The following is a 23,327-nucleotide window of genomic DNA, read 5'->3' as shown; positions in this document are numbered from 1 at the left end:
GTTTCGCCCTTAGATGGGGAACAAACGTTAGGCGTGAGATTGCACACTACCATAGAGTGTTTGATACAGTCCTTGTTGTTCAACCAATTCACCATGTGTACCTGTTTGTGTTACTTGCCCATCTTCTAATACATAGATTAGATCAGCTTGTTTTACCGCTGAAAGTCGGTGCGCAACAATCAATGTTGTGCGATCTTTCAAAAATTCACTTAACGCTTTGTGTAGCGCGGCTTCCGTTGCAGTATCTAGGGCAGACGTCGCTTCGTCGAGGATAACAAACTTAGGGTTACTCAACACCATTCGAGCGATAGCTAAACGTTGTCGTTGACCGCCAGATAGTCGAACGCCGTTCTTACCAATTTGTGTATCTAGACCATCACTTAACTGCGAAATGACGTCTTGCATTTGAGCAATATCTAGAGCACGCCACAGCGACATCTCATCGTAATCTGCACCAAGGGTTAGATTATGCCTTAATGTATCGTTGAAAAGTATAGGTTGTTGTAAAACAACGGCTATTTGATTCCGAATGACATCGAAGCTGATGTCGTCGGTGGTCTCACCGTTATATCTAATGTGCCCTGATTCAGCGCGATAAACCCCAATTAACAATTGGATTAACGTGGATTTACCACCACCGCTTGCGCCCACCAGTGCGACTTTCTTACCCGCTGGAATAGAGAGCGAAAGTTGGTTTAAAACAGTGTTTTCTAAAGTGTAAGAGAATGTAACATTTTCAATGTCGACTGACACTTCTTTATTTTCAGAGAATGGGTTGACTTTGCTAACAGGGCGGTGTTCTTCCTCGAGAGTAAGTAACTCGTTGATTCTTTTCAATGCTGCCTTGGCGCTATACCAAGAAAATTGGATACCGAGTAGCTCTTGCACTGGGCCTAACATAAACCAAAGGTAGCCAAATACCGCAAAGATTTGACCAATGGTCAAGTCGCTAAATAGCACCATTAACATTGCCACCGCTCTAAACAGTTCGAAACCGAGCAAGAATAGAAGGAATGATAGGCGACCAGCAGCTTCTGATTGCCAAGCGTATTTATCAGCGTCGATACGAACTTGGTTCGCTTGCTGTTTGAGTTCGTCTAAGAAGATACGTTCTTTGTTGGCCGCTCTTAGTTGATAAATACCATCCAGTGTCTCGACAAGACGATTCTGGAAGCGCTCAAAAGACTGGTTTTCATGTTTTTTAAGGTGTTTAACCTTGCTACCGAGTTTCCGAGAGAAATAAATGACGACAGGATTCACTAATAAGATGAATAAACCCAGACGCCACTCTAGCCAGAGCAAGACAATTGAAGTGCCGAGCACGGTAAGAAAGCTGATCAGAAATTTAGACAGGGTTGAACCAATAAATTTGTCGATGGTCTCTATGTCAGTGATTAAGTGAGCATTGATTCCGCCGCTCCCTTTGGTTTCGTATTGTCTGATACTAATGCGCCCGAGTTTATCGATCATCTTGCTGCGCATCTGGTAGGTGATGGTTTTAGAAACTAGGGTAAATTGGCGTCCTTGTAGGATGTTAAACCCTTGGCTGAAAGTACGCATTACAATCACCAACAGCAGTGTCAGCGCGATGTAGCCGGTAGGATTCTGCATTGAAGCGGGTAGGAGATGATTCATCATCTCTAAGCCAGAAGCGGGTTTGTCTAGTAGTACCTCATCAACCATTAATGGCATGAGCAGAGGAATTGGAACACTGATAAGCGTCGCTAGAATGGCAATAATGTTGGCAAACACCAGTTTGGACTTGTGTTTTTTTATTTGAGTCGTCAACCAAGAGCGGTTGATCGTGTCATCTGGATTGGTCATTTTAATGAGAATAAGTCCTATTTGTGTTGATGGCCGCATTCTACTGCGTTCTATTAATAATGGAAGTCTCAATTTAATCGGAAGTTAATATGAAAATAGAACATTACCGTCGCTTAACCAAACAAGCCGTTGCATTAATCGAATCAGAAACCGATATGATCGCAAATTTGTCAAATATCAGTGCATTACTGTCGATGGAACTTGACGATCTCAACTGGGCAGGCTTTTACTTAATGAAGGGCGATGAGTTGGTGCTTGGTCCTTTTCAAGGTAAACCTGCTTGTGTTCGTATACCGGTTGGTCGTGGTGTGTGTGGTACGGCAGTGGCTACAAACTCTGTACAACGTATATACGACGTACATGAGTTCGAAGGTCACGTCGCTTGCGATGCAGCAAGTAACTCAGAGATCGTGATTCCGTTCTCAATCAATGGTGAAATTGCTGGTGTCCTTGATATCGATAGCCCAAATGTTGGCCGATTTAGCGAAATTGATGAGGAAGGATTGGTATTTTTCATGGCAGAAGTGGAAAAGCTGCTTAATTCGCATACGAACAAGGCATAAATTATTCTCTTACTGTGGTTTTTCCCAAGCATCTCTCTATAATACGTAAAAATATTTTCTTAATGCTCGCGGAAAACCGCAAAAACCAGGAACCCTCATGGAAAACACTGAAAAGTTAAAAAACAGCAAAGAAGTTATCGCATATATTGCTGAATGTTTCCCTAAATGCTTTACTCTAGAAGGTGAAGCAAAACCACTTAAAATTGGTATTTTTCAAGATCTTGCTGAACGTCTAAGTGAAGACGAGAAAGTAAGCAAGACTCAGCTACGTGCAGCGTTAAGACAGTACACTTCATCATGGCGTTACCTGCACGGCGTAAAAGCGGGTGCAGAACGTGTTGACCTAGATGGCAATGCATGTGGTGTTCTAGAAGAAGAGCACGTAGAGCACGCGAAAGCGACGCTTGCAGAAAGCAAAGCGAAAGTTCAAGCTCGTCGTAAAGAGCAAGCACAAAAAGCTCGCGAAGAGAACAAAGCAAAACCAAAGGCGAAGAAAGCTCAACAGCCTCGTCGTCAAGCACCAAAAGCTCCAAAAGTAGAAAAGCCTGTTGAAACACGCGCTCTAAATGCTGACGAATTCGTTACTGGCAAAGAAGTGAATGTGAACATGGGTAAAGGAAACATGGCTGCGACCATTGTTGAAATCAATAAGGAAGATGTACGTGTTCAGTTAGCAAACGGCCTACAAATGGTTGTTAAAGCGGAGCACTTGCGCGCTTAAAGGAGATACTCCTACGCATGAAATGCCGTTCAAAATTGACACTGATTGCTGCTAGCTTTTGGCTAGCAGCTTCAGCTCAGGCTCTCGAAGCCAAACTCGATCAGGATGATTTACCTCTACTCGCTCCTGAAGCCCAACATGAAACCGCGAGCAAACGCGTTACTTCTCGTTTCACGCGTTCTCATTACAAACACTTCAATCTCAACGACGATTTTTCTCAAGCTATCTTTAATCGTTATTTAGAGATGCTTGATTATAACCGCAATGTCTTCACTCAAGCGGATATCGACTCTTTCACTTCTAAAGCCATTCAACTTGATGACCAGCTAAAAGCCGGTAATAACCAGATAGCTTTTGACGTGTACAATCTTTCGATTCAAAAACGCTTTGAACGTTTCCAATATGCCTTGTCTCTGCTTGATGATGAGATCAAGTTTGATGTCGATGAGAGTATTGAACTCGACCGAAGTGAAGCGGCTTGGCCAAAAGATACGGCAGAAGTAAACGAACTTTGGCGCAAACGAGTTAAATACGATGCGTTAAATCTTAAGCTGACAGGCAAAGAGTGGCCTGAAATTCAAGAAGTTTTGGAAAAGCGCTACAACAATGCGATGAAGCGAATCACGCAATCGCATAACGAAGATGCTTTCCAGATTTACATGAATGCATTCGCTCGTGAAGTTGACCCGCATACGAGTTACTTGTCACCACGCAATGCTGAACAGTTCCAATCTGAAATGAATCTTTCATTGGAAGGGATTGGTGCGGTGTTACAAATGACCGATGACTATACAGTTATTCGTTCATTAGTCGCTGGTGGCCCTGCATCTAACAGCAAACAGTTGGGTGAAGGTGATCGTATCGTTGGTGTTGGTCAAGATGGCGAAGAGATCGTTGATGTTATTGGCTGGCGTCTTGATGACGTAGTTCAACTAATCAAAGGGCCAAAAGGAACTAAGGTTAAGCTTCAGATCCTGCCTGATGGTAAAGATGCAAAAAGTCACGTTGTCACAATTGTCCGTGATAAGATTCGTCTAGAAGACCGAGCGGTTAAATCTGAAGTGATTGAGAAAGACGGCAAGAAGATTGGTGTACTTGAAGTACCAAGCTTTTACGTTGGCCTTTCAAAAGATACCGATAAACTGATTACTGACCTTAACAAGCAAGGTGTCGACGGTATTATTGTTGATCTTCGTAATAACGGAGGCGGCGCATTGACAGAGGCAACGGCACTTTCTGGTCTGTTCATTAAAGAAGGCCCGGTCGTTCAAGTTCGTGACAGTTATGGTCGTGTTAAAGTGAACAGTGATACCGATGGTGAAATCAGCTACCAAGGTCCGCTGACAGTTTTGATTAATCGATACAGTGCATCCGCATCAGAAATCTTCGCTGCAGCAATGCAAGATTACGGTCGAGCTATCATTTTGGGTGAGAACTCGTTTGGTAAGGGTACTGTACAACAACACCGTTCATTGAATCATATCTACGATTTATTCGATAAAGAGTTAGGTTATGTTCAATATACCATCCAAAAGTTCTACCGAATCAATGGTGGTAGTACCCAGAACAAGGGTGTTGTACCAGATATCGCTTACCCAACACCAATCGATCCTGCTGAAACGGGTGAGAGTGTAGAAGATAATGCACTACCGTGGGATAGTATCGACAAAGCAAAATACTCAGTGTTACAGCGTAACGATGAGCTGATCGCAAAGTTGACGACGCAACATCAAGCTCGTATTGATAAGAATATGGAATTCGGATTTATCGCTCAAGATATTGAAAAATACAAAGCAGATAAAGACGATAACGCGCTTTCTCTAAACGAGAAGATAAGACAAGAAGAGACAGACACAGCAGAAGCGCTTCGTTTGGAGCGTATCAACCTGCGTCAAAAAGCTAACGGTGAAGAAGTCTTCAAGACACTCGATGATGTGCCTAAAGACTATGAAGCGCCTGATGCCTATCTCGACGAATCTGTTGCTATCATGCTAGATATGCTAAAGAAGTAGTTCTTAATTAGCAATCAAAAGCGAGCTTTAAGCTCGCTTTTTTATTATCTGTTGATTGTGATTGATTAGCGATTTTTTCTTCAAAGATGACAAAAAAGTTACTTTGTAAGTAAAATTTAGTGATTTGGATCATATTTTTCGCTTTATATGAATAACGTGCCTAAGCTTAAAGAAACATAAGGGGGCGCGTATGAAATGGATACTTCTGACATTATCTTGTCTATCATTTATCGCTACAGCTGGTGAAGGAGCTGCACCGAAGCCAACTGAGCCAACCCAGTCTATAAAGAGTGACAGTAATCTGTCGCACTTCGACCTTCCACTCTTGTTAGGGGACTGGTATTTACTCAACCCAAACCCAGAGGGTGGGACCGAAGATTTTCGAGCCATTAAACTTACGCTTGATTCAAATTACACCTTCAGTATTGATATTCAAAAGAGAGACTTTAGCGTTGATCATTGGGAAGGCATGTACAACGCCAACGGTGACACAATTATTCTTGGTCTCAACACCTCCGAGCCGCAGGTATACTCCTACAGCAGTAATCACAACATGTTAAACCTGAATGGTGTTCTATTTACAAAAGCGTTGCCTAACGAACTGGCAGGGATCTGGTCGAGTGCAGAGCTGTCTGGAAGTGATTTGAGAGCAAGTAACATCCAGAAAATGGACTTAGTTTTACAGCCAGATTTCGTTTTCATGTTTAGAGTTTCTGATGAAACCGGTGGTGAAATTGTACAACGCGGTGTCTACTACACCGAAGGAGATCAATTAGTCTTGCTTTATGAAGATGGTGAACACGGTACGCGTTACACACTGAACAGTGACGTTTTGACTCTTGAAGGGGAAGAGAGTGACATGTATGCAGTCCTAAATCGGATTCGCTAACGTACTTTTTGCAAAAGAAACCGCGTTACTGTCTACCCACAAGGGTTTATGGAAAATAGTAACCGAGCCCCTAATCACAGTGATAAATAACATATCTGGTCAAAAAACTAGCAAATATAAGAGGCATTTATACCAAATGCCTCTTTTTGTTCATCTAGCCCTTGTGTTCTGACTAAACTGCCTTTAGATATATACAGTTATTTCAAATTTACGCATAACGATCAAAAGGAACAAGTCATGGCGCATACCCCTCAAGCCAAGTATCGTAAAGATTATCAATCACCATCTCACAGCATCTCAGAGATAGACCTAACATTTGACTTATACGACACGGCTTCTATTGTGACTGCTGTCTCCAAGGTGAAGCAAGAAAAGGAAAGCTCAACACTGGTACTGGATGGTGAAGGCTTGAAGTTGGTATCGGTCTCGGTCAATGGCGCAGAGTGGACTCAGTACCAGCAATCTGAAACTCAACTAACACTGACAGAACTTCCACAAGAGTTTGAGCTAACGATTGTGACAGAAGTAAACCCAGAAGGTAACAGCGCGTTAGAAGGGTTATACAAGTCTGGTGGCGCTTTCTGTACTCAGTGTGAAGCGGAAGGTTTCCGTCGTATTACTTATTACATGGACCGTCCTGATGTATTAGCTAAATTCACGACAACGGTGATTGCTGACAAGGCGGAAAATCCATACCTACTGAGTAATGGTAACCGCATCGACGAAGGTGAAGCTGAAAATGGTCGTCATTGGGTTAAATGGGAAGACCCGCATCCAAAACCGGCGTACCTGTTTGCACTAGTTGCCGGCGACTTTGATGTACTGCGTGACAAATACACGACTCAATCTGGCCGCAACGTTGATTTAGAAATCTTTGTTGATAAGGGCAACCTAGACCGCGCAAACCATGCAATGGTGTCACTGATTAACTCAATGAAGTGGGACGAAGAGCGCTTCGATTTAGAATATGACCTAGATATCTACATGATCGTCGCGGTTGATTTCTTCAACATGGGTGCGATGGAGAATAAAGGTCTCAACGTATTCAACTCTAAGTTTGTTCTGGCAAATGATCAAACGGCAACAGATACAGATTATCTAGGTATCGAAGCAGTGATTGGCCACGAGTACTTCCATAACTGGACCGGTAATCGCGTTACTTGTCGCGACTGGTTCCAATTAAGTCTGAAGGAAGGTCTAACCGTATTCCGTGACCAAGAGTTCTCTTCTGATCTAGGTTCAAGAGCGGTTAACCGTATCAACAATGTTCGTATTATTCGCGGTCCTCAGTTTGCAGAAGATGCAAGCCCAATGTCTCACCCAATCCGTCCTGAGAAAGTTATCGAAATGAACAACTTCTACACGTTGACGGTTTACGAGAAGGGCAGCGAAGTGATTCGTATGATCCACACTTTGCTAGGTGAAGAGGGCTTCCAAAAAGGTATGAAGCTCTACTTTGAGCGCCATGATGGTACAGCCGCGACTTGTGAAGATTTCGTGGCAGCAATGGAAGATGCATCCGGTGTCGACCTGACTCAGTTCCGTTTATGGTACAGCCAATCGGGTACACCGACTTTATCTGTAGAAAGTCATTACGATGCAGAAGCTAAACAGTTCACACTGACGACACGCCAACGCACTGAGCCAACACACGAGCAGTCTGAAAAACAAGCTCTACACATTCCTTTCGATATCGAACTCTACACATCGAAAGGTGATGTGATTGAGTTACAATGTAACGGTGAGCGAGTAGGCAATGTGTTAGATGTAAAAGAAGCGGAGCAAACCTTCGTTTTTGATAACGTCCAAGAGCAACCTATTCCTTCGCTATTGCGTGAATTCTCTGCACCTGTGAAACTGGAGTATGATTATTCAGACGAAGAGCTTATCTTCTTGATGGTTCATGCTCGAAATGAATTCTCTCGTTGGGATGCAGGCCAGATGCTACTTGCTAAATACATCCGCAGTAATGTAGCGAATGTGCAGCAAGGTAAAGATTTTGAACTGTCTTCTTCGGTAGTCGATGCGTTCCGTGGGGTGCTGTTGAGTGAAACTCTTGAGCCAGCGTTTATTGCTGAGATGCTATCGCTACCAAGCCACAATGAAGTATCAGGTTGGTACGAACTTGTCGATATCGATGCAATCGCGTCTGTACTGAAATCAATGAAAGTCACGCTAGCTGCAGAACTGCAAGACGAGTTGGCTGCGGTATACCATAGCCATGCACTAAAAGAGTACACCATCGATCATGATTCGATTGGTAAGCGTACATTACGTAAAGTTTGCTTGAGCTACCTAGCACACACTGAGCTTGGTAACGACCTGGTTGTTGATATGTACGAATCTGCAAACAATATGACAGATACGATGGCGGCAATGGGTGCAGCAAACAGTGCACAACTTGCGTGTCGTGAAACGCTAATGGCGGACTACAGTGATAAGTGGAAACACGACGGTTTGGTCATGGACAAATGGTTTGCGCTTCAAGGCACTAACCCAAGTAGTGATGCACTCGAAGTAATCAAGGCGTCCATGTCTCATCAAGCATTTAGTTTGAAGAACCCTAACCGTACCCGAAATTTGATTGGCTCATTCCTGAACATGAATCCAGTTCAGTTTCATGACAAATCGGGTAAAGGGTACCAGTTTGCCGGCGAAATCTTACGAGAGCTAAACAGCACTAACCCGCAAGTTGCTTCTCGATTGATTGATCCACTACTAAAATTCCGCAAGTACGACGACGAGCGCCAAGCGTTGATCAAAGCAGAACTTGAGACATTAAAATCGATGGACAATCTAGCAAAAGACTTATTTGAGAAAGTGACGAAAGCGCTTGAGGCGTAATCTAGGTCATGATTCTCTTCTAACTCTAGCGAGATTATCTTCTAACTATACAGCGAAAAGCGATATAGTCAGATAACGTTTAAATTTAAGCCAGCAATGCATTTGTATTGCTGGCTTTTTAATCAAAAATGCCGAATTATCGGGATACTGTTTATTTATACAGGTTTTATATGAACAGCTACCATTTCAGACTCAACATTACTTATCAGCAATTTTTGGCGAATTATTCGGGAGCCGCAAGTAACGTACATGTTACGACGACCACAGGTTTAAGGCTTCAATTGCCTGCAACTCGATTCAGACCATTTCTTACACAAATGGGGGTGAAAGGGCTGTTTAGACTAACAACTGACCAAAATAATAAGTTTATTAAGTTAGAAGCTCTGTAAGGCTTGCTATAACTAGAGAGTTAAAAGGAATCTTAATCACATAATCAAACATTTCACCTCCTACCAGCCTGAAAATTATTAACTATTTTTCAATATTGCTTTTACAATAAACGGGTGCATTACCTTTGCTCAATTCACTTGTAAAACCAGAGGTGTAGCGCCCAGTTTTTAAGTGAGTGAGTAATCCCCCTAATAATAAAATACAATTCTAATTGTGGAGTGTGACTATGACCGCACGTGAAACTGTGGTTCCAGTTTTGCTTGAAAAAGTATACAAGCTGATTCAAGACAAACTAGACCTTGCTCATCGACCTCTAGTAACTCAACTTGCTCAACACATGTTTAGTAATGTTTCTCAAGACGACCTTATCCAGAGAAACGAATCCGATTTATATGGTGCTGTAGTTAGCTTATGGCATCACATCAATGAGAAGAAAGCCGACGATATCTCTGTACGAGTATTCAACCCGACGGTAAGTCGCCAGGGTTGGCAGTCAACGCACACGATTGTTGAAATTGTGGTGCCTGATAGCCCGTTTCTTGTCGACTCAGTAAAAATGGCACTCACGCGCCTTGATCTCTCTTCTCACTTAATGCTCCACAACCCAACTCAAATTCTTCGTTCAGACAAAGGCGATGTCGTCGGTGTTAGTGCTAACGAGGGTGTTTTCCAGTCACTATTTCATATTGAGGTTGACCGCTTAAGTAGCAAAGCCGAGATGACTCAGCTGAAAGAAGAGCTAGTGGCGATCTTCCGTGATACTGGTCTGGTTGTTAACGACTGGATGAAAATGGTTGAGCGACTACAAACCGTCACCGATCAAGTCGAAGCACAAAAAGCGTCTATTCCAGTAGATGAAAAACGTTTTGAAGAGACCGTTGCATTTTTGCGTTGGCTAGGTGAGCACAACTTCACATTCATGGGATACAAAGAGTACGACTTAGTTTCTGTGGATGGCGATACTGTTTTAAAACCAACGCAAGAGCAAGGCCTTGGTTTGTTCGCGAATTCGAACCGTGTTCGTGACGTAAAACTGTCTGAATTCTCTGATTCGGCAAGACTAGAAGCGAAGAAGCCTTACGTTCTCATCCTAACGAAAGGCAATACCGCGTCACGCATTCACCGTCCAGCGTATACCGATTATATCGGCATCAAGAAGTTTGATGAGAATGGTAAAGTGATCGGTGAGCACCGTTTTACAGGTCTATACACCTCTGCAGTTTATAACCACACAGTAGAAACGATCCCACTCGTACGCGAGAAGGTAGAGCGTATTCTTGAAGCGAGCGGTTACCGAGAAGGTTCATACTCTTACAAGGCTCTGCATAATATTCTTGAAAACTACCCACGCGATGAACTGCTTCAAGCTCGTGAAGAAGAGTTGTTAGAAGTCGGTACTGGTGTAGTACAAATGCAAGATCGCGATCTGCTGCGTCTGTTTGTTCGCAAAGACCCATTTGGCCGCTTCTTTAGCTGTATGGTGTATGTGACGAAAGATAGATACAACACCGAATTGCGTCGTCAAACTCAACGCATTCTTAAACAGTACTTTGGCTGTGAACAAGAAGTAGAATTCACGACTTATTTCTCAGAGAGCCCACTGGCTAGAACGCACTACATTGTTCGTGTTGATAATAACAACATGGACGTTGACGTTAAGACAATCGAGCAGAATTTAATGGAAGTATCATCGACTTGGGATGACCGCCTATCGGAGTCAATCATTGCAAACTTTGGTGAGAGCAAAGGACTTCCTCTGTCGAAAGAGTACATGCGTGCATTCCCACGTTCATACAAAGAAGACATGATGCCAGGTTCTGCGGTTGCAGACATTGAGCGCTTAGAAGCTTTGTCTGAAGAAAATAAGCTGGGCATGTTGTTCTATCGCCCGCAAGAAGAAGCGTCGGACTCGAAAGCCGTTCGACTCAAGCTTTTCTACCAAAGCGATGAGCCAATCCACCTTTCAGACGTAATGCCAATGTTGGAAAACTTAGGTCTTCGCGTGATTGGTGAATCTCCTTATGAAGTGCGCAAGACCAATGGTGTGACTTATTGGATCCTTGATTTCTCAATGCTGCACAAGAGCGAAGAGACGATTGATCTTCGTGAAGCGCGTGATCTTTTCCAACAAGCATTTGCAGCAATTTGGGCAGGTGAGTTAGAGAGTGATGGTTTCAACCGTCTAGTACTCGGCGCGGGTCTGTCAGGTCGTGAAATCTCTATTCTACGTGCGTACGCTCGATACATGCGTCAAGTCGGCTTCCCATTCAGTCAACAGTATATTGAAGAAACACTGTCTCATTACCCAGAGCTTGCGAAAGGTTTGGTTAAGCTGTTTGCTAAGCGTTTTGATCCTAAACACAAAGGCAGCGCGAAAGGCCAACAAGATCTGATCAATACAATCACTGAACAATTAGATCATGTAGAGAGCCTGGATGATGACCGTATCATTCGTCGTTACATGGAGATGATCAGTGCTACGCTTCGTACCAACTACTATCAAGTAGACGAGAACAAGCAGGCGAAACCATGGCTAGCACTTAAGATGAAGCCAAGCGAGATTCCAGACATTCCAGCTCCGGTGCCGGTGTTTGAGATCTTCGTTTACGCACCAGACATTGAAGGTGTGCACCTACGTGGTGGTAAAGTGGCTCGTGGTGGTCTTCGTTGGTCAGATCGTCAAGAAGACTTCCGTACCGAAATTCTTGGCCTAGTTAAAGCGCAACAAGTTAAGAACACGGTAATTGTTCCAGTTGGCGCGAAAGGTGGTTTCGTATGTAAGCGTCAGCACACAATGACTGGCCGTGATGAGATCTTTGCTGAAGGTCAACGTTGTTACAAACGCTTTATTCGCGCGCTACTGGATGTATCCGATAACATCATTGAAGGTGAAGTTGTTCCGCCTAAGAATGTTGTACGTCATGACGAAGATGATCCGTACTTGGTTGTTGCAGCAGATAAAGGCACTGCGACCTTCTCAGATTTAGCGAACTCGGTATCTGCGGAATACAACTTCTGGCTAGGTGATGCATTTGCATCGGGTGGCTCTAATGGTTACGACCACAAAGCGATGGGCATCACTGCTAAAGGTGGTTGGGAGTCGGTTAAACGTCACTTCCGTGAAATGGGTATCGACTGTCAAACTACAGACTTCACTGCAATTGGTGTAGGTGATATGGCGGGTGACGTATTTGGTAACGGTATGCTGCTATCTAAGCACATTCGTCTGCAAGCTGCGTTTAACCACATGCACATCTTCATCGATCCGAATCCAGAATCAGCGAGCAGCTGGGAAGAGCGTAATCGCTTGTTCAATCTGCCGCGTTCTAGCTGGGAAGATTACAACAAGGAGCTGATCTCTAAAGGTGGCGGTGTGTTCTCACGTCGTTCTAAGTCGATAGCGTTGACACCAGAAATCCAAAAGATGCTTGGTACTAAGAAAGCATCGCTAGCACCTAATGATTTGATCAAAATGATCTTGTCTATGAAGGTGGATCTACTTTGGAATGGCGGTATCGGTACTTATGTGAAGTCTTCAAATGAGACTCATACTGATGTCGGTGACCGTGCAAATGATGTATTGCGTATCGATGGCCGTGACTTACGAGCGAAAGTTGTTGGTGAAGGTGGTAACTTAGGTATGACTCAACTGGGGCGTATCGAATATGCTCTAGCTGGTGGTCGTGTAAATACTGACTTTGTGGATAACGTTGGTGGTGTTGACTGTTCGGATAATGAAGTAAACATCAAGATCTTCTTGAATGGTCTAGTTTCTAATGGTGATTTAACCATTAAGCAGCGAAACCAAGTACTTGAGTCGATGGAAGATGAAGTCGGCGAAATTGTATTGGATGATGCGTACTGCCAAGCTGAATCTATCTCTGTAACTGAGCACCAAGGTGTTGGTTTAGTGAAAGAGCAAATTCGCTTTATTCACACAATGGAGAAAGCGGGTTACCTAGATCGTGGTCTTGAGTACATCCCAGATGATGAAACGCTATTAGAGCGTGAGAAGCAGGGCAATGCACTCACGCGTCCTGAACTATCTGTTCTTATTGCTTACGCGAAGATGGTATTGAAAGAAGACCTTGTTTGTGACGAAATTGCAAACGATGAATTCCATGCTCAACAATTGATTCAATACTTCCCAACCGAGTTACGTCGTAACTATGTGCAGCATATGGATAACCATCCACTGCGAGCTGAAATCATAGCAACAGCGTTGGCCAACCAAATGGTTAACGAAATGGGTTGCAACTTTGTAACTCGTCTTCAAGAAGAGACCGGCGCAGACATCGTTGATATCGCGAATGCATACACAGCATCACGCGAGATCTACGGTTTTGGTGACGTGCTTAAACGTATTCGTGCGCTAGACAACGTGGCATCGTCTGAAGCCCAGTACGACCTTATCTTCCATGTTCGCCGTGCGATGCGTCGCATTAGCCGTTGGTTGCTAAGAAATCGTTCAGGTAAACAGTCTGTGGCTGCACTAGTCGAACTATATCGAGACGATGTGAATGCGATTACTAAGGTTCTTGATGAAACGCTAGTCGCTGCGGAAGTAGAAGAGCACAACTCGGTTGCTAAAGTCTGGGTAGAGCAAGGTGTAGAAGAAGAACTGGCAAACTCAGTCGCGCGTTTGTCTAGCCTGTACTCAGCACTGGATATATCCACAGTGGCTCGTGAAACAGGTAAAACGGTTGAGCAAGCATCGAAACTGTACTTTAACCTTGGTGATCGCCTGTCATTGCACTGGTTCTTGAAACAGATCAACAGCCAAGCGGTAGATAACAACTGGCAAGCTCTAGCTCGTGCTGCATTCCGTGAAGACCTTGACTGGCAACAACGTCAACTTACCGGCCAAGTTCTAACGTGTGGTTGTGCGGCAGACCTTGATGTGATTAAAGCACTGGATGATTGGATGGAAAGCAATGCCGTATCACTGCATCGCTGGGAAAGCATCCTAAACGAGTTTAAAGTCGGCTCTGTTCATGAGTTTGCTAAATTCTCGGTCGCGTTACGTGAACTTATGCTTCTTAATCTAAATTGCATGTCGAAAGACTAATAAAATTTAGGCTAGATAAATACCGATACGAAATGGCAGCCGAGTGGGGCTGCCATTTTTATACCGGGGGGATAGGCCGATACTGTTAATTATTATCGCTTCCAAGTAGATAGACGATAACGTTTGCCTAATTCTTGATGCACTTTGTTAAAAATTCGAATTATCTTATCCTTGCTCGTAGTAATAGATTGAATTGTTGAGTAAATAAGTAAATAATATCGCCCCGTTTACTCGGGGCTTTTTTCTATCGGAGGCACAATGCTTTACCGTCTAGCCAGAACTGGCTTTTTCCAACTTGATGCCGAAAAGGCACATGATCTTGCAATTCAAAACTTCAAGCGTTTCACTGGCACTCCTGTCGATCTGCTTTACCGTCAACAGTTACCGCATCGTCCTGTAGAGGTGATGGGACTTACGTTTAAAAACCCAGTAGGTCTTGCTGCCGGCTTAGATAAGAACGGTGAGTGTATTGATGCATTCGGTGCAATGGGCTTTGGCTTTGTAGAAGTCGGTACTGTTACGCCACGCCCTCAAGCGGGTAATGATAAACCTCGTCTTTTCCGTCTTGTTGAAGCGGAAGGTATTATCAACCGTATGGGTTTCAACAACCTGGGTGTTGATAACCTAATCGAGAATGTTAAGCGATCAAACTACGATGGCATTCTTGGTATCAACATCGGTAAGAATAAAGATACTCCAATTGAGAAGGGCGCTGAAGATTACCTAATCTGTATGGAAAAGGTTTATCAATACGCAGGCTACATTGCTGTAAACATCTCCTCACCAAATACACCGGGACTTCGCTCTCTTCAATACGGTGAAGCATTAGATGAACTTCTAGCTGAACTAAAAACTAAGCAAGCAGAGCTCGAACAGAAACACGGCAAGTATGTCCCACTTGCACTTAAGATCGCACCGGATCTAAGTGATGATGAAATTAGCCAAATCTGTGAATCGTTGATCAAAAATAAGATCGACGGCGTGATCGCGACCAACACGACGCTAGATCGTTCAATTGTTGAAGGTATGAAGCATGCGGATGAAGCGGGTGGTTTGAGTGGCCGTCCAGTTCAATCCCGCAGTACTGAAGTGGTTCGTAAACTGCATGAAGAGTTGGGTGACAAGCTTCCAATCATTGGGGTAGGTGGTGTTGACTCTTATGTTGCGGCAAAAGAGAAAATGATGGCGGGAGCTAAGCTTGTTCAAGTTTACTCTGGCTTTATCTACAGAGGCCCAAGCCTAGTGAGTGACATTGTTAAAAACCTATAACGCTAGAGGTGATCTTGAACGTCACGTTATAAGTTGATAGATATCACTAAAAGATACACTGTAACTCGCTGAGTTTTAGAGAAAAGAGGAATTTCATTTCCTCTTTTTTTTTGCCTATTGCTCAGTAGAATTACTGCATCGAAGGGTAATTTTGCGTTTTACCTAATGGATTGCTTCAACAGTGTGAGACGAAACGATGCTTAAACCTAGTGATACATGGAGTTGGTACTACGATGAACAGCAATGTTCATTAATGCTAAACCTCGGAGAGGATATGATTTTCAAGACTAACCTCGTCCGTAATAAGCTGGTGGATTGTGCATTCAAGGAGAATGAATTCACGGTTGATGATGCTTCTTCCTTCCAGACCTTCAAAGAACAGATCTCTGGATTAGACCTTTCTGAACCTCGTCAAGCAGAGTTAGCACTATACTGTGTTGCTGCAAAACGCTTCCACAAGCCTGTTCAGCCGAAAAGTTGGTTTTTTGAGTCCCAGCCACAAGGCCATGAATGCCCGGAAGAGGGCGATATTGTCCGAATGAACAATCAATATAGTGTAGGCTACTTCATTGTACTAGAGGTTGGAGAGAACGCGAGTTTGTGTGCTTCAGTAGACTTAGATGAATTTAACTTAACCTCGTCAAAAGCACTTCAATTCGGTGATTGTATTAAAGTGATGCACGATAGAATGGTGGACGCAAACGCCATATTGCATCATCACCGTCATATAGCCATGGTTGGCTAGTCAAAAATAACGCTCTCACACTCAAGAAAATCGACCTCAGGGTCGATTTTTTTATACCTGAAAATTAGAAACCCTACCAAATCACCCATAGATAATTTGTCTATGAGGCGCTTTTTTACACAGTCAAAGCCTGTTTTTTAAACTTAATTTCAACATATCGATAAGCCGATTTTTGGAAATAGGTCTATAAAATTCCTTGTTTAAGTGGTTTTGTAACCAAATTACATACTTAAATTCCTACTGGTATATACCAAATTTAAGCTGAATAATGATTCACAAGCGGAAGGTCGAGTGAATATTTAGTGAATAGAGTCTGTTATAAGGTTGTTTTTTGAGCGCAAGATGTATGTTGGCTTAGAGAGTTAGCGAGTGCTTAGCTCAATGAACAATTGCTGAACGATTAAGAGGAAGAATCAGTGAAAAGATGTGTTTAGAGTGACGCTTATTGACTCAAATAAGGTATAATCGAACTCATTTTTATCAATAAAAGAACACTATGAATCAATATCTAGCGGTTACCTCAAACGGCCTTGAGAATTTATTAGTTGAAGAACTAACCCAACTAGGGATTACAAACGCAAAACCTGTACAAGCAGGTGTTAAATTCAAAGCGACGAATGAGCAGATTTATCGTTGTTGTTTGTGGAGTCGTTTGGCTTCAAGATTTGTACGTGTCCTTTCTGAGTTCACTTGTCAAGATGACATGGACCTGTACCTTTCTACGACGGCAGTAAACTGGGTAAATCAATTCCATAGCTCTAAGCGTTTTGTGGTTGATTTCAACGGTACTAACCGTGAGATTCGCAATAGCCAGTATGGTGCGATGAAGGTGAAAGATGCGGTTGTAGACTGCTTCGAAAAGAAATCTTTACCTCGTCCAAATATCAGTAAAGAGAATCCAGATATCCGTATCCACGTTCGTCTGCATCGTGATAAAGCGATTTTGGGTGTTGATATGGTTGGTAGTGGCCTTCATCAACGCGGCTATCGTCCAGAATCTGGTCGTGCACCTCTACGTGAGACGTTAGCTGCAGCAATCCTGCTACGTAGTGGTTGGGATGCGACAAAACCATTCTTAGATCCAATGTGTGGTTCGGGCACGTTAGTTATCGAAGCCGCAATGATGGCAGCGAACATGGCGCCTGGCGTTAAACGTCAGAAGTGGGGCTTCCAAGCTCTTGAAGACTTTGATGCGGAGCTATGGGCAGAAATTAAATCAGAAGCGAATGTTCAAGCTCGTCGTGGTCTGAAAAAAGTAGAGTGTAAGTTCTACGGTTACGATAACGATGCTCGCGTTCTAAAAACAGCACGTGATAATGCGCGTCGTGCTGGTGTTGAAGATTTGATCGAATTCGAATTGGGTGATGCGGCGCTAGTCAAGCGTCCAGCTGAGTTTGATAACGGTGTTATTGTATCGAACCCGCCATATGGTGAGCGTCTTGGTACAGAGCCGGGCCTTATCGCACTGTACACAGCATTTGGTGCGCAACTGAAATCTGAGTTTGGTGGTTGCAATGCGTCAATCTTCTCTAGCTCTGATGAACTACTGAGCTGTCTACGTATGCGTGCGGATAAACAGTTCAAATTGAACAATGGTGCGTTACCGTGTCACCAAAAGAACTACTCCATCTCTGATCGTCCTATGTCAGAGCGTCCTTCTGAGCAGCAAGAACAACAAATTGCACCAGATTTCGCTAACCGTTTGAAAAAGAACATTGGCAAAATTGGTAAATGGGCGAAGAAAGAGCAGCTAGATTGCTACCGAATTTATGATGCCGACCTTCCTGAATACAACGTTGCTATCGACGTTTACCCGGGCCATCTTGTGATTCAAGAGTATGCAGCACCGAAGAATGTTCCTGAAGAGAAGGCGAAGCGCCGTCTAACAGACATCATTCGTGCATCGATTCAGGTAACAGGCGTAGAAGCGAATAATGTCGTTCTTAAAGTGCGTCAGAAGCAGAAAGGCTCTTCTCAATACCAGAAATTATCTCAGGATTCATCGAATCTAGAAGTGAACGAATACGGCGTGAAGCTGATCGTAAATCTTCATGATTACCTAGACACGGGTCTGTTCCTGGACCACAAATTAACGCGTCGACGCATTGGTGAGATGGCAGCGGGTAAAGATTTCTTGAACCTATTTGCGTACACCGGCTCTGCAACAGTACATGCTGCGGTTGGTGGTGCTCGTACGACTAAGACAGTCGATATGTCAAATACCTACCTAGAGTGGGCAAAAGAGAACATGGAGCTTAACGGTCGAGTAGGCCGCCAGCACCAATTTGTTCAAGCTGACTGTCTACAATGGCTAGCAAAAGAGAATGGTAACTACGATCTTATCTTTATCGATCCACCAACCTTCTCTAACTCTAAGCGTATGGAACAGACGTTCGATGTACAACGTGATCACCTTCAGTTGATGGAGAATCTAAAACGTATTCTTCGCGAAGAAGGTACGATCGTGTTCTCGAACAATAAACGTCACTTTAAAATGGATCTAGAAGGTTTAGAGACGCTAGGGCTTAAAGCTCAGAACATCTCTGCTAAAACACTGCCTCTAGATTTCGCTCGTAATAAGCATATTCATAACTGCTGGGTTATCACTCATAAGTAACGGATAGTGCACGAATAAGGATAGATAAGTGCTGACACTATACAGTACTGAAGGATGCCATCTATGTGAGATGGCATTTGAACTTACGGAACAGTTAAACATTAGCCAGCACGTTCAAGTGGTTGATATTGCATTTGATGATGAGCTATTTTCCCGTTACGGGGTCACTATTCCCGTACTCAAATACGAAAGCTATGATGGCAATATTAGTACAGAACTGAACTGGCCTTTTGGCTTGTTAGAATTAAACGATTGGTTAAGAAAGAATGGCATTACTTACAATTCATAATGGTCAGCTCGCATTTGGTGATCACCCATTATTAGACCGCGCAGACTTCGCGCTGCAGGAAAACGAGCGTGTTTGTTTGGTAGGCCGTAATGGCGCTGGCAAGTCAACCTTAATGAAGGTCCTTGCTGGTGAGATCATTATGGATGATGGTAAGATGCAAGTGACGCAAGATGTTGTTGTATCGCGCTTAGAACAAGATCCTCCTCGTAATGAAGAGGGAACGGTTTATGAGTATGTGTCCGGCGGCTTAGCGGAAATCGGTAAGAAGCTAAAGATCTACCACGATCTATTGGATCTTATCGCAGAAGACCCAAGTGAGAAGAACATTAACCGTTTAGCCAGAGTTCAAGAAGAGCTGGATCATGCGAATGCATGGCGCTTTGATGATCGCGTTAACAATGTTCTTGGGGCTCTTAAACTTTCTCCAAACACTAAGTTAACCGATTTGTCCGGTGGTTGGCAGCGTAAAGCGGCTTTGGCTCGAGCGCTTGTATGTGACCCTGATGTACTGCTTCTTGATGAGCCGACTAACCATCTAGACGTAACAACAATTGAGTGGCTAGAAGGTTTCTTAAAAGACTTCCGTGGTTCTATCATCTTTATTTCTCATGACCGTGCATTCATTAAGTCTATGGCGACTCGTATCGTCGACCTAGATCGCGGGCAACTGAGCTCGTTCCCAGGTGATTATGACAACTACCTTGTAGAGAAAGAAGAAGCGCTTCGTGTCGAAGAGATGCAAAACGCTGAATTTGATAAAAAGCTTGCTCAAGAAGAAGTATGGATTCGTCAAGGGATCAAAGCTCGTCGTACTCGCAACGAAGGTCGCGTGCGTGCACTGAAAAAGCTTCGTGAAGAGCGTCAAAATCGCCGTGAAGTGCAGGGCAAAGCCGTTATTCAAATCGATGATGCGCAGCGTTCAGGTAAGATTGTCTTCGAAGCAGAGAACCTGAACTTTGGTTTTGAAGGCAAAGAGATCGTGAAAGATTTCAGCTTCAACATTATGCGTGGTGACCGTATTGCTCTGATCGGCCCTAACGGTTGTGGTAAGAGTACAGTACTTAAACTGCTACTGGATCAGCTTAAACCAGACTCTGGTCGTTTACACTGTGGTACTAAGCTTGAAGTGGCTTACTTTGACCAATACCGCGAGATCTTAGACCCAGAGAAATCGGTTATTGATAACCTGGCTGATGGCAAACAGGAAGTCATGGTTGGTGGCCGAGAAAGGCATGCACTAAGTTACTTACAAGACTTCTTATTTTCACCTAAACGTGCACGCACGCCGGTTAAGGCGCTCTCTGGTGGTGAGAAGAACCGCTTGTTACTTGCTCGTATTTTCCTCAAATCGAACAACTTATTGATTCTTGACGAACCAACTAACGATTTAGATATCGAAACTTTGGAACTTTTAGAGGATTTGCTTGCCAACTATCAGGGTACGCTTCTTTTGGTAAGTCACGATCGTCAGTTCGTAGACAACACGGTTATGACTAGCTGGATCTTTGAAGGAAATGGCGTTATTGAAGAATTTGTTGGTGGTTATCACGACGCTCAACAGCAACGCGCTCAAGTTCTTCAGTCACGTCAGGCTGGAAAGCCATCAAAGAAAGCAAAAGTAGTTGAGGAAACTCCCAAAACTGCACCTGCTAAGGCTAAACCTAAGAAGTTATCGTATAAGCTACAGCGAGAGCTTGAAGCGTTACCTATGCGTTTAGAGGAATTGGAAGCCCAAATTGAAACTCTTCAGGAAGAAGTGAATGAACCTAACTTTTTCTCAAATCCTGTAGAGCAGACACAACCAGTTTTAGACAAGCTATCTGCGGCAGAGCAGGAGCTAGAAGTTGCTTTTGAGCGTTGGGAAGAGCTCGAGGCACTACAACAGGAAAGTTAAGAAGTAATAATGAGTAGTACGAATTTTAAGTTAACTACGATTGCAGCCTTAGTATTGGCTGCAACTAACGCTAATGCTGCCTTGTACCAGGTCGTTGAGGTAGAGAAACCTGCAGCGATTACGAACGCAACTGAGACTTTCGGTGTTGCTATTCAGCCTGGTAGTGCGACAGATGGCTCTAATGAACTTGCTATGGGGTGTTTCGATTCTAGCGCGACAAACTGTACGAAAGATTCATTTAAGTTAGCGGGTGAAACGCGCAACACGGTGGAAGGCGTTAGCTATCGTGAAGAAGTGCCTTTTGCAATGGATGCAGCGTTTCAGTACATCCAAGAATTTGATGACTTTGAAAGCTACTGTTTTCGTGAGTTAAGATATTCGACTTGTGAAAGCTGGGCTTTACAACGTTGGAATACGTGGAGTAAGGAAATTGGCGATCTTACTCATGTTAATGCCCAAGCTTTCTTAGAAGGTGGTGCAGCATCGATTAGCAATTATAACGTCGTTATTAATGCACTAGATTCATCTGGCTCGCCGCTAGGTATCGAATCTAATGGTAATGACATTCGGCATAATGCAGTTACTACGGTTCCTGTGATTGCTTCTTCCGAGTCACGAGCTTGGGGAGCGAAGACCCTGAGTAATGGGACGGTTGTTAATTACGGTAGTATCTCTGAAGATCAACCTGTAACAGATACCTCAAACATTACTTTTAGCTCTAAAGCGGCTATTTGGAGTGCAGGACAAGTAGAGCAGATTACTTGGATTCAAGGAGACATTCCGCAAACAGGTGATTACTTCGCGCAAGGTAGTATGCGTGGCCTGGCTGAAGACAATGGTAAGCTTTATGGCGTTGGATTCGGAACGGCTAATGGTAGTGGCGATCTTCAAGATATGAACGCGAGCGTATTTATTAGCGACGGCCTTGATTTATCTTCAGCAACTTGGGAGACCAAGCAAGTTTCAGGTGCGCTAGTAAACTCTGGTTCATCAAATGACGACGCTATTTATAGTAATTCGGTTCTCTCTGATATCAACGACAATTTGTTGGCGGTAGGACACGCTAAACGTAATGGTTATGTTCCAGAGAATGGTAGCGCCGCGAATAAAGCCTTTATCGTCGAAGATGTCTCAAGCACTACACCTTCTGCTAAATTCTTATCTGGTGGAATTTTCTTTAGTGGCGCAGGCAGTGAAGCGAAGTCGGTTAACAAGTATAACGAATTTGTTGGTCAAGTTGATGCGGATACTATTCGAGAAGTAGACGGTAGTGAACGTCGCCATAGAGGTTTTATCTATCCGTATCAAGCAAACGGTACTGAGCCTTCAAGAATCGCATTGTTTCAGAGCAAAGCTTGGTGGTTGGATGATCTGACTAATGGTGCTAATGCTGATGGCAAAGATTTCTCTGACGAGAATAACTTTTTCCGCATCATCGATGCGTCAGACATTAATGATGCTGGTGTTATTTCTGCAACTGCGATCAAATGTACAGTCAATGGAGTCGCACAACAGTACGACACCACTTCACATAATTCATACTGTGGTGATGCTTCGTCTGACGCAGTAGAGGAGGTCGTCGCGGTTAAGTTGGTGCCTATTCAAGGTGCAAAAGCTGAAGACATTCAGCCGCGTGGTACTGATTCTCAGAGCGTAGAACGTCAAGGTGCTAGCCTTGGTATTTTCGCTTTGACACTGCTTGGTTTCCTGGGGTTCCGCAGAAAACTTAAATAATTTTAGTTCTTGAGCCCAAGTTCACAGTTCTGAACTTGGGCTTTTTTTCGCCTTGAGAAAAGTAGGATCTTGGTTAATTCTTAAAGTTGGAGTCACAAAAACTCCATGATGTTGTAATCATTATATGTTTAGAAATGGACACCCGTATGAGGACTGCACTATGAAGAGACAAAAGCGTGATCGCCTAGAACGAGCACAATCTCAAGGCTACAAAGCTGGTTTAAATGGAAGGTCGCAAGAAGCTTGCCCATATAGTCAAATGGATTCTCGGTCGCATTGGCTAGGTGGTTGGCGTGATGCCAAAGATGATAAACAAGCAGGTCTCTATAAGTAATAGGACAAACGTCAAGAATTTCAAAGGCTCCGAAATCGGAGCCTTGTTATTTCTTATGAGAGTGAAAGCTGGTGGAGGGGAAAGTTTAGTAAATTGCAGTAGTAATAATTATACTTAATGCACTATAACTAAAT

General features: G+C 43.6%; 15 protein-coding genes. 14 read left to right on the top strand and 1 reads right to left on the bottom strand.

Annotation, left to right across the window (positions count from 1 at the left end):
* Positions 1-27: 27 nt before the first annotated feature.
* On the bottom strand, positions 28-1,824 hold the full coding sequence (locus AC6I7V_RS06960; RefSeq protein WP_498010531.1) for an ABC transporter ATP-binding protein: 1,797 nt from the start codon (positions 1,822-1,824) through the stop codon (positions 28-30).
* Between the two features lie 89 nt (positions 1,825-1,913).
* Between AC6I7V_RS06960 and AC6I7V_RS06955 the strand changes: the two genes are divergently transcribed.
* The 14 genes from AC6I7V_RS06955 (at position 1,914) to rmf (ending at position 23,193) form a co-directional block, all read left to right on the top strand.
* Positions 1,914-2,387 carry a GAF domain-containing protein gene (locus AC6I7V_RS06955; protein ID WP_498010530.1) on the top strand — a complete coding sequence of 158 codons (474 nt, stop codon included), beginning with the start codon at positions 1,914-1,916 and terminating at the stop codon, positions 2,385-2,387.
* A gap of 97 nt (positions 2,388-2,484) precedes the next feature.
* Positions 2,485-3,108 carry an RNA chaperone ProQ gene (gene proQ, locus AC6I7V_RS06950; protein WP_032549122.1) on the top strand — a complete coding sequence of 208 codons (624 nt, stop codon included), beginning with the start codon at positions 2,485-2,487 and terminating at the stop codon, positions 3,106-3,108.
* Between the two features lie 17 nt (positions 3,109-3,125).
* Complete coding sequence (gene prc / locus AC6I7V_RS06945; protein WP_498010529.1) at positions 3,126-5,120, top strand: carboxy terminal-processing peptidase; 1,995 nt, start codon at positions 3,126-3,128, stop codon at positions 5,118-5,120.
* A 190-nt stretch (positions 5,121-5,310) separates the two neighbouring features.
* Positions 5,311-6,009, top strand: coding sequence for a hypothetical protein (locus AC6I7V_RS06940; protein WP_255230697.1), 699 nt, complete (start codon positions 5,311-5,313; stop codon positions 6,007-6,009).
* 237 nt (positions 6,010-6,246) lie between these two features.
* Positions 6,247-8,853, top strand: coding sequence for an aminopeptidase N (pepN, locus tag AC6I7V_RS06935; protein WP_498010528.1), 2,607 nt, complete (start codon positions 6,247-6,249; stop codon positions 8,851-8,853).
* A 170-nt stretch (positions 8,854-9,023) separates the two neighbouring features.
* A complete protein-coding gene (locus AC6I7V_RS06930) occupies positions 9,024-9,242 on the top strand; it encodes a DUF2835 domain-containing protein (RefSeq protein ID WP_255230699.1) in 219 nt (72 codons plus the stop codon).
* Positions 9,243-9,469: 227 nt separating this feature from the next.
* Positions 9,470-14,311, top strand: coding sequence for an NAD-glutamate dehydrogenase (locus AC6I7V_RS06925; protein WP_498010527.1), 4,842 nt, complete (start codon positions 9,470-9,472; stop codon positions 14,309-14,311).
* Positions 14,312-14,569: 258 nt separating this feature from the next.
* A complete protein-coding gene (gene pyrD / locus AC6I7V_RS06920) occupies positions 14,570-15,580 on the top strand; it encodes a quinone-dependent dihydroorotate dehydrogenase (protein WP_498010526.1) in 1,011 nt (336 codons plus the stop codon).
* Between the two features lie 196 nt (positions 15,581-15,776).
* Complete coding sequence (locus tag AC6I7V_RS06915; protein ID WP_255230701.1) at positions 15,777-16,325, top strand: cell division protein ZapC; 549 nt, start codon at positions 15,777-15,779, stop codon at positions 16,323-16,325.
* A 496-nt stretch (positions 16,326-16,821) separates the two neighbouring features.
* Entirely contained in the window at positions 16,822-18,942 is a 2,121-nt protein-coding gene (gene rlmKL, locus AC6I7V_RS06910; protein ID WP_498010525.1) for a bifunctional 23S rRNA (guanine(2069)-N(7))-methyltransferase RlmK/23S rRNA (guanine(2445)-N(2))-methyltransferase RlmL, read from the top strand.
* 70 nt (positions 18,943-19,012) lie between these two features.
* Entirely contained in the window at positions 19,013-19,231 is a 219-nt protein-coding gene (locus AC6I7V_RS06905; RefSeq protein WP_498011657.1) for a glutaredoxin family protein, read from the top strand.
* Entirely contained in the window at positions 19,209-21,125 is a 1,917-nt protein-coding gene (locus tag AC6I7V_RS06900) for an ABC transporter ATP-binding protein (protein WP_498010524.1), read from the top strand. The genes AC6I7V_RS06905 and AC6I7V_RS06900 overlap by 23 nt, the downstream gene beginning before the upstream one ends.
* A 9-nt stretch (positions 21,126-21,134) precedes the next feature.
* Positions 21,135-22,859, top strand: coding sequence for a DUF3466 family protein (locus AC6I7V_RS06895; protein WP_498010523.1), 1,725 nt, complete (start codon positions 21,135-21,137; stop codon positions 22,857-22,859).
* 160 nt (positions 22,860-23,019) lie between these two features.
* The gene (rmf, locus tag AC6I7V_RS06890) at positions 23,020-23,193 is read left to right on the top strand and encodes a ribosome modulation factor (RefSeq protein WP_255230706.1); all 174 of its coding nucleotides are present in this window, start codon (positions 23,020-23,022) and stop codon (positions 23,191-23,193) included.
* Positions 23,194-23,327 lie beyond the last annotated feature (134 nt).

It is taken from the genome of Vibrio sp. KUL70 (assembly GCF_059725515.1).
Note: the sequence above shows the minus strand (reverse complement) of the source record. Positions and strands in the feature narration are given on the sequence as shown.

Bases quoted from the DNA above. Each gene is read 5' to 3' on its own strand.
- rlmKL (WP_498010525.1), top strand. From the start codon at position 16,822: ATGAATCAATATCTAGCGGTTACCTCAAACGGCCTTGAGAATTTATTA.
- AC6I7V_RS06940 (WP_255230697.1), top strand. From the start codon at position 5,311: ATGAAATGGATACTTCTGACATTATCTTGTCTATCATTTATCGCTACA.
- rmf (WP_255230706.1), top strand. From the start codon at position 23,020: ATGAAGAGACAAAAGCGTGATCGCCTAGAACGAGCACAATCTCAAGGC.
- AC6I7V_RS06930 (WP_255230699.1), top strand. From the start codon at position 9,024: ATGAACAGCTACCATTTCAGACTCAACATTACTTATCAGCAATTTTTG.
- pyrD (WP_498010526.1), top strand. From the start codon at position 14,570: ATGCTTTACCGTCTAGCCAGAACTGGCTTTTTCCAACTTGATGCCGAA.
- AC6I7V_RS06895 (WP_498010523.1), top strand. From the start codon at position 21,135: ATGAGTAGTACGAATTTTAAGTTAACTACGATTGCAGCCTTAGTATTG.
- AC6I7V_RS06955 (WP_498010530.1), top strand. From the start codon at position 1,914: ATGAAAATAGAACATTACCGTCGCTTAACCAAACAAGCCGTTGCATTA.
- pepN (WP_498010528.1), top strand. From the start codon at position 6,247: ATGGCGCATACCCCTCAAGCCAAGTATCGTAAAGATTATCAATCACCA.
- AC6I7V_RS06925 (WP_498010527.1), top strand. From the start codon at position 9,470: ATGACCGCACGTGAAACTGTGGTTCCAGTTTTGCTTGAAAAAGTATAC.
- AC6I7V_RS06960 (WP_498010531.1), bottom strand. From the start codon at position 1,824: ATGACCAATCCAGATGACACGATCAACCGCTCTTGGTTGACGACTCAA.
- AC6I7V_RS06915 (WP_255230701.1), top strand. From the start codon at position 15,777: ATGCTTAAACCTAGTGATACATGGAGTTGGTACTACGATGAACAGCAA.
- proQ (WP_032549122.1), top strand. From the start codon at position 2,485: ATGGAAAACACTGAAAAGTTAAAAAACAGCAAAGAAGTTATCGCATAT.
- AC6I7V_RS06900 (WP_498010524.1), top strand. From the start codon at position 19,209: ATGGCATTACTTACAATTCATAATGGTCAGCTCGCATTTGGTGATCAC.
- prc (WP_498010529.1), top strand. From the start codon at position 3,126: ATGAAATGCCGTTCAAAATTGACACTGATTGCTGCTAGCTTTTGGCTA.
- AC6I7V_RS06905 (WP_498011657.1), top strand. From the start codon at position 19,013: ATGGCATTTGAACTTACGGAACAGTTAAACATTAGCCAGCACGTTCAA.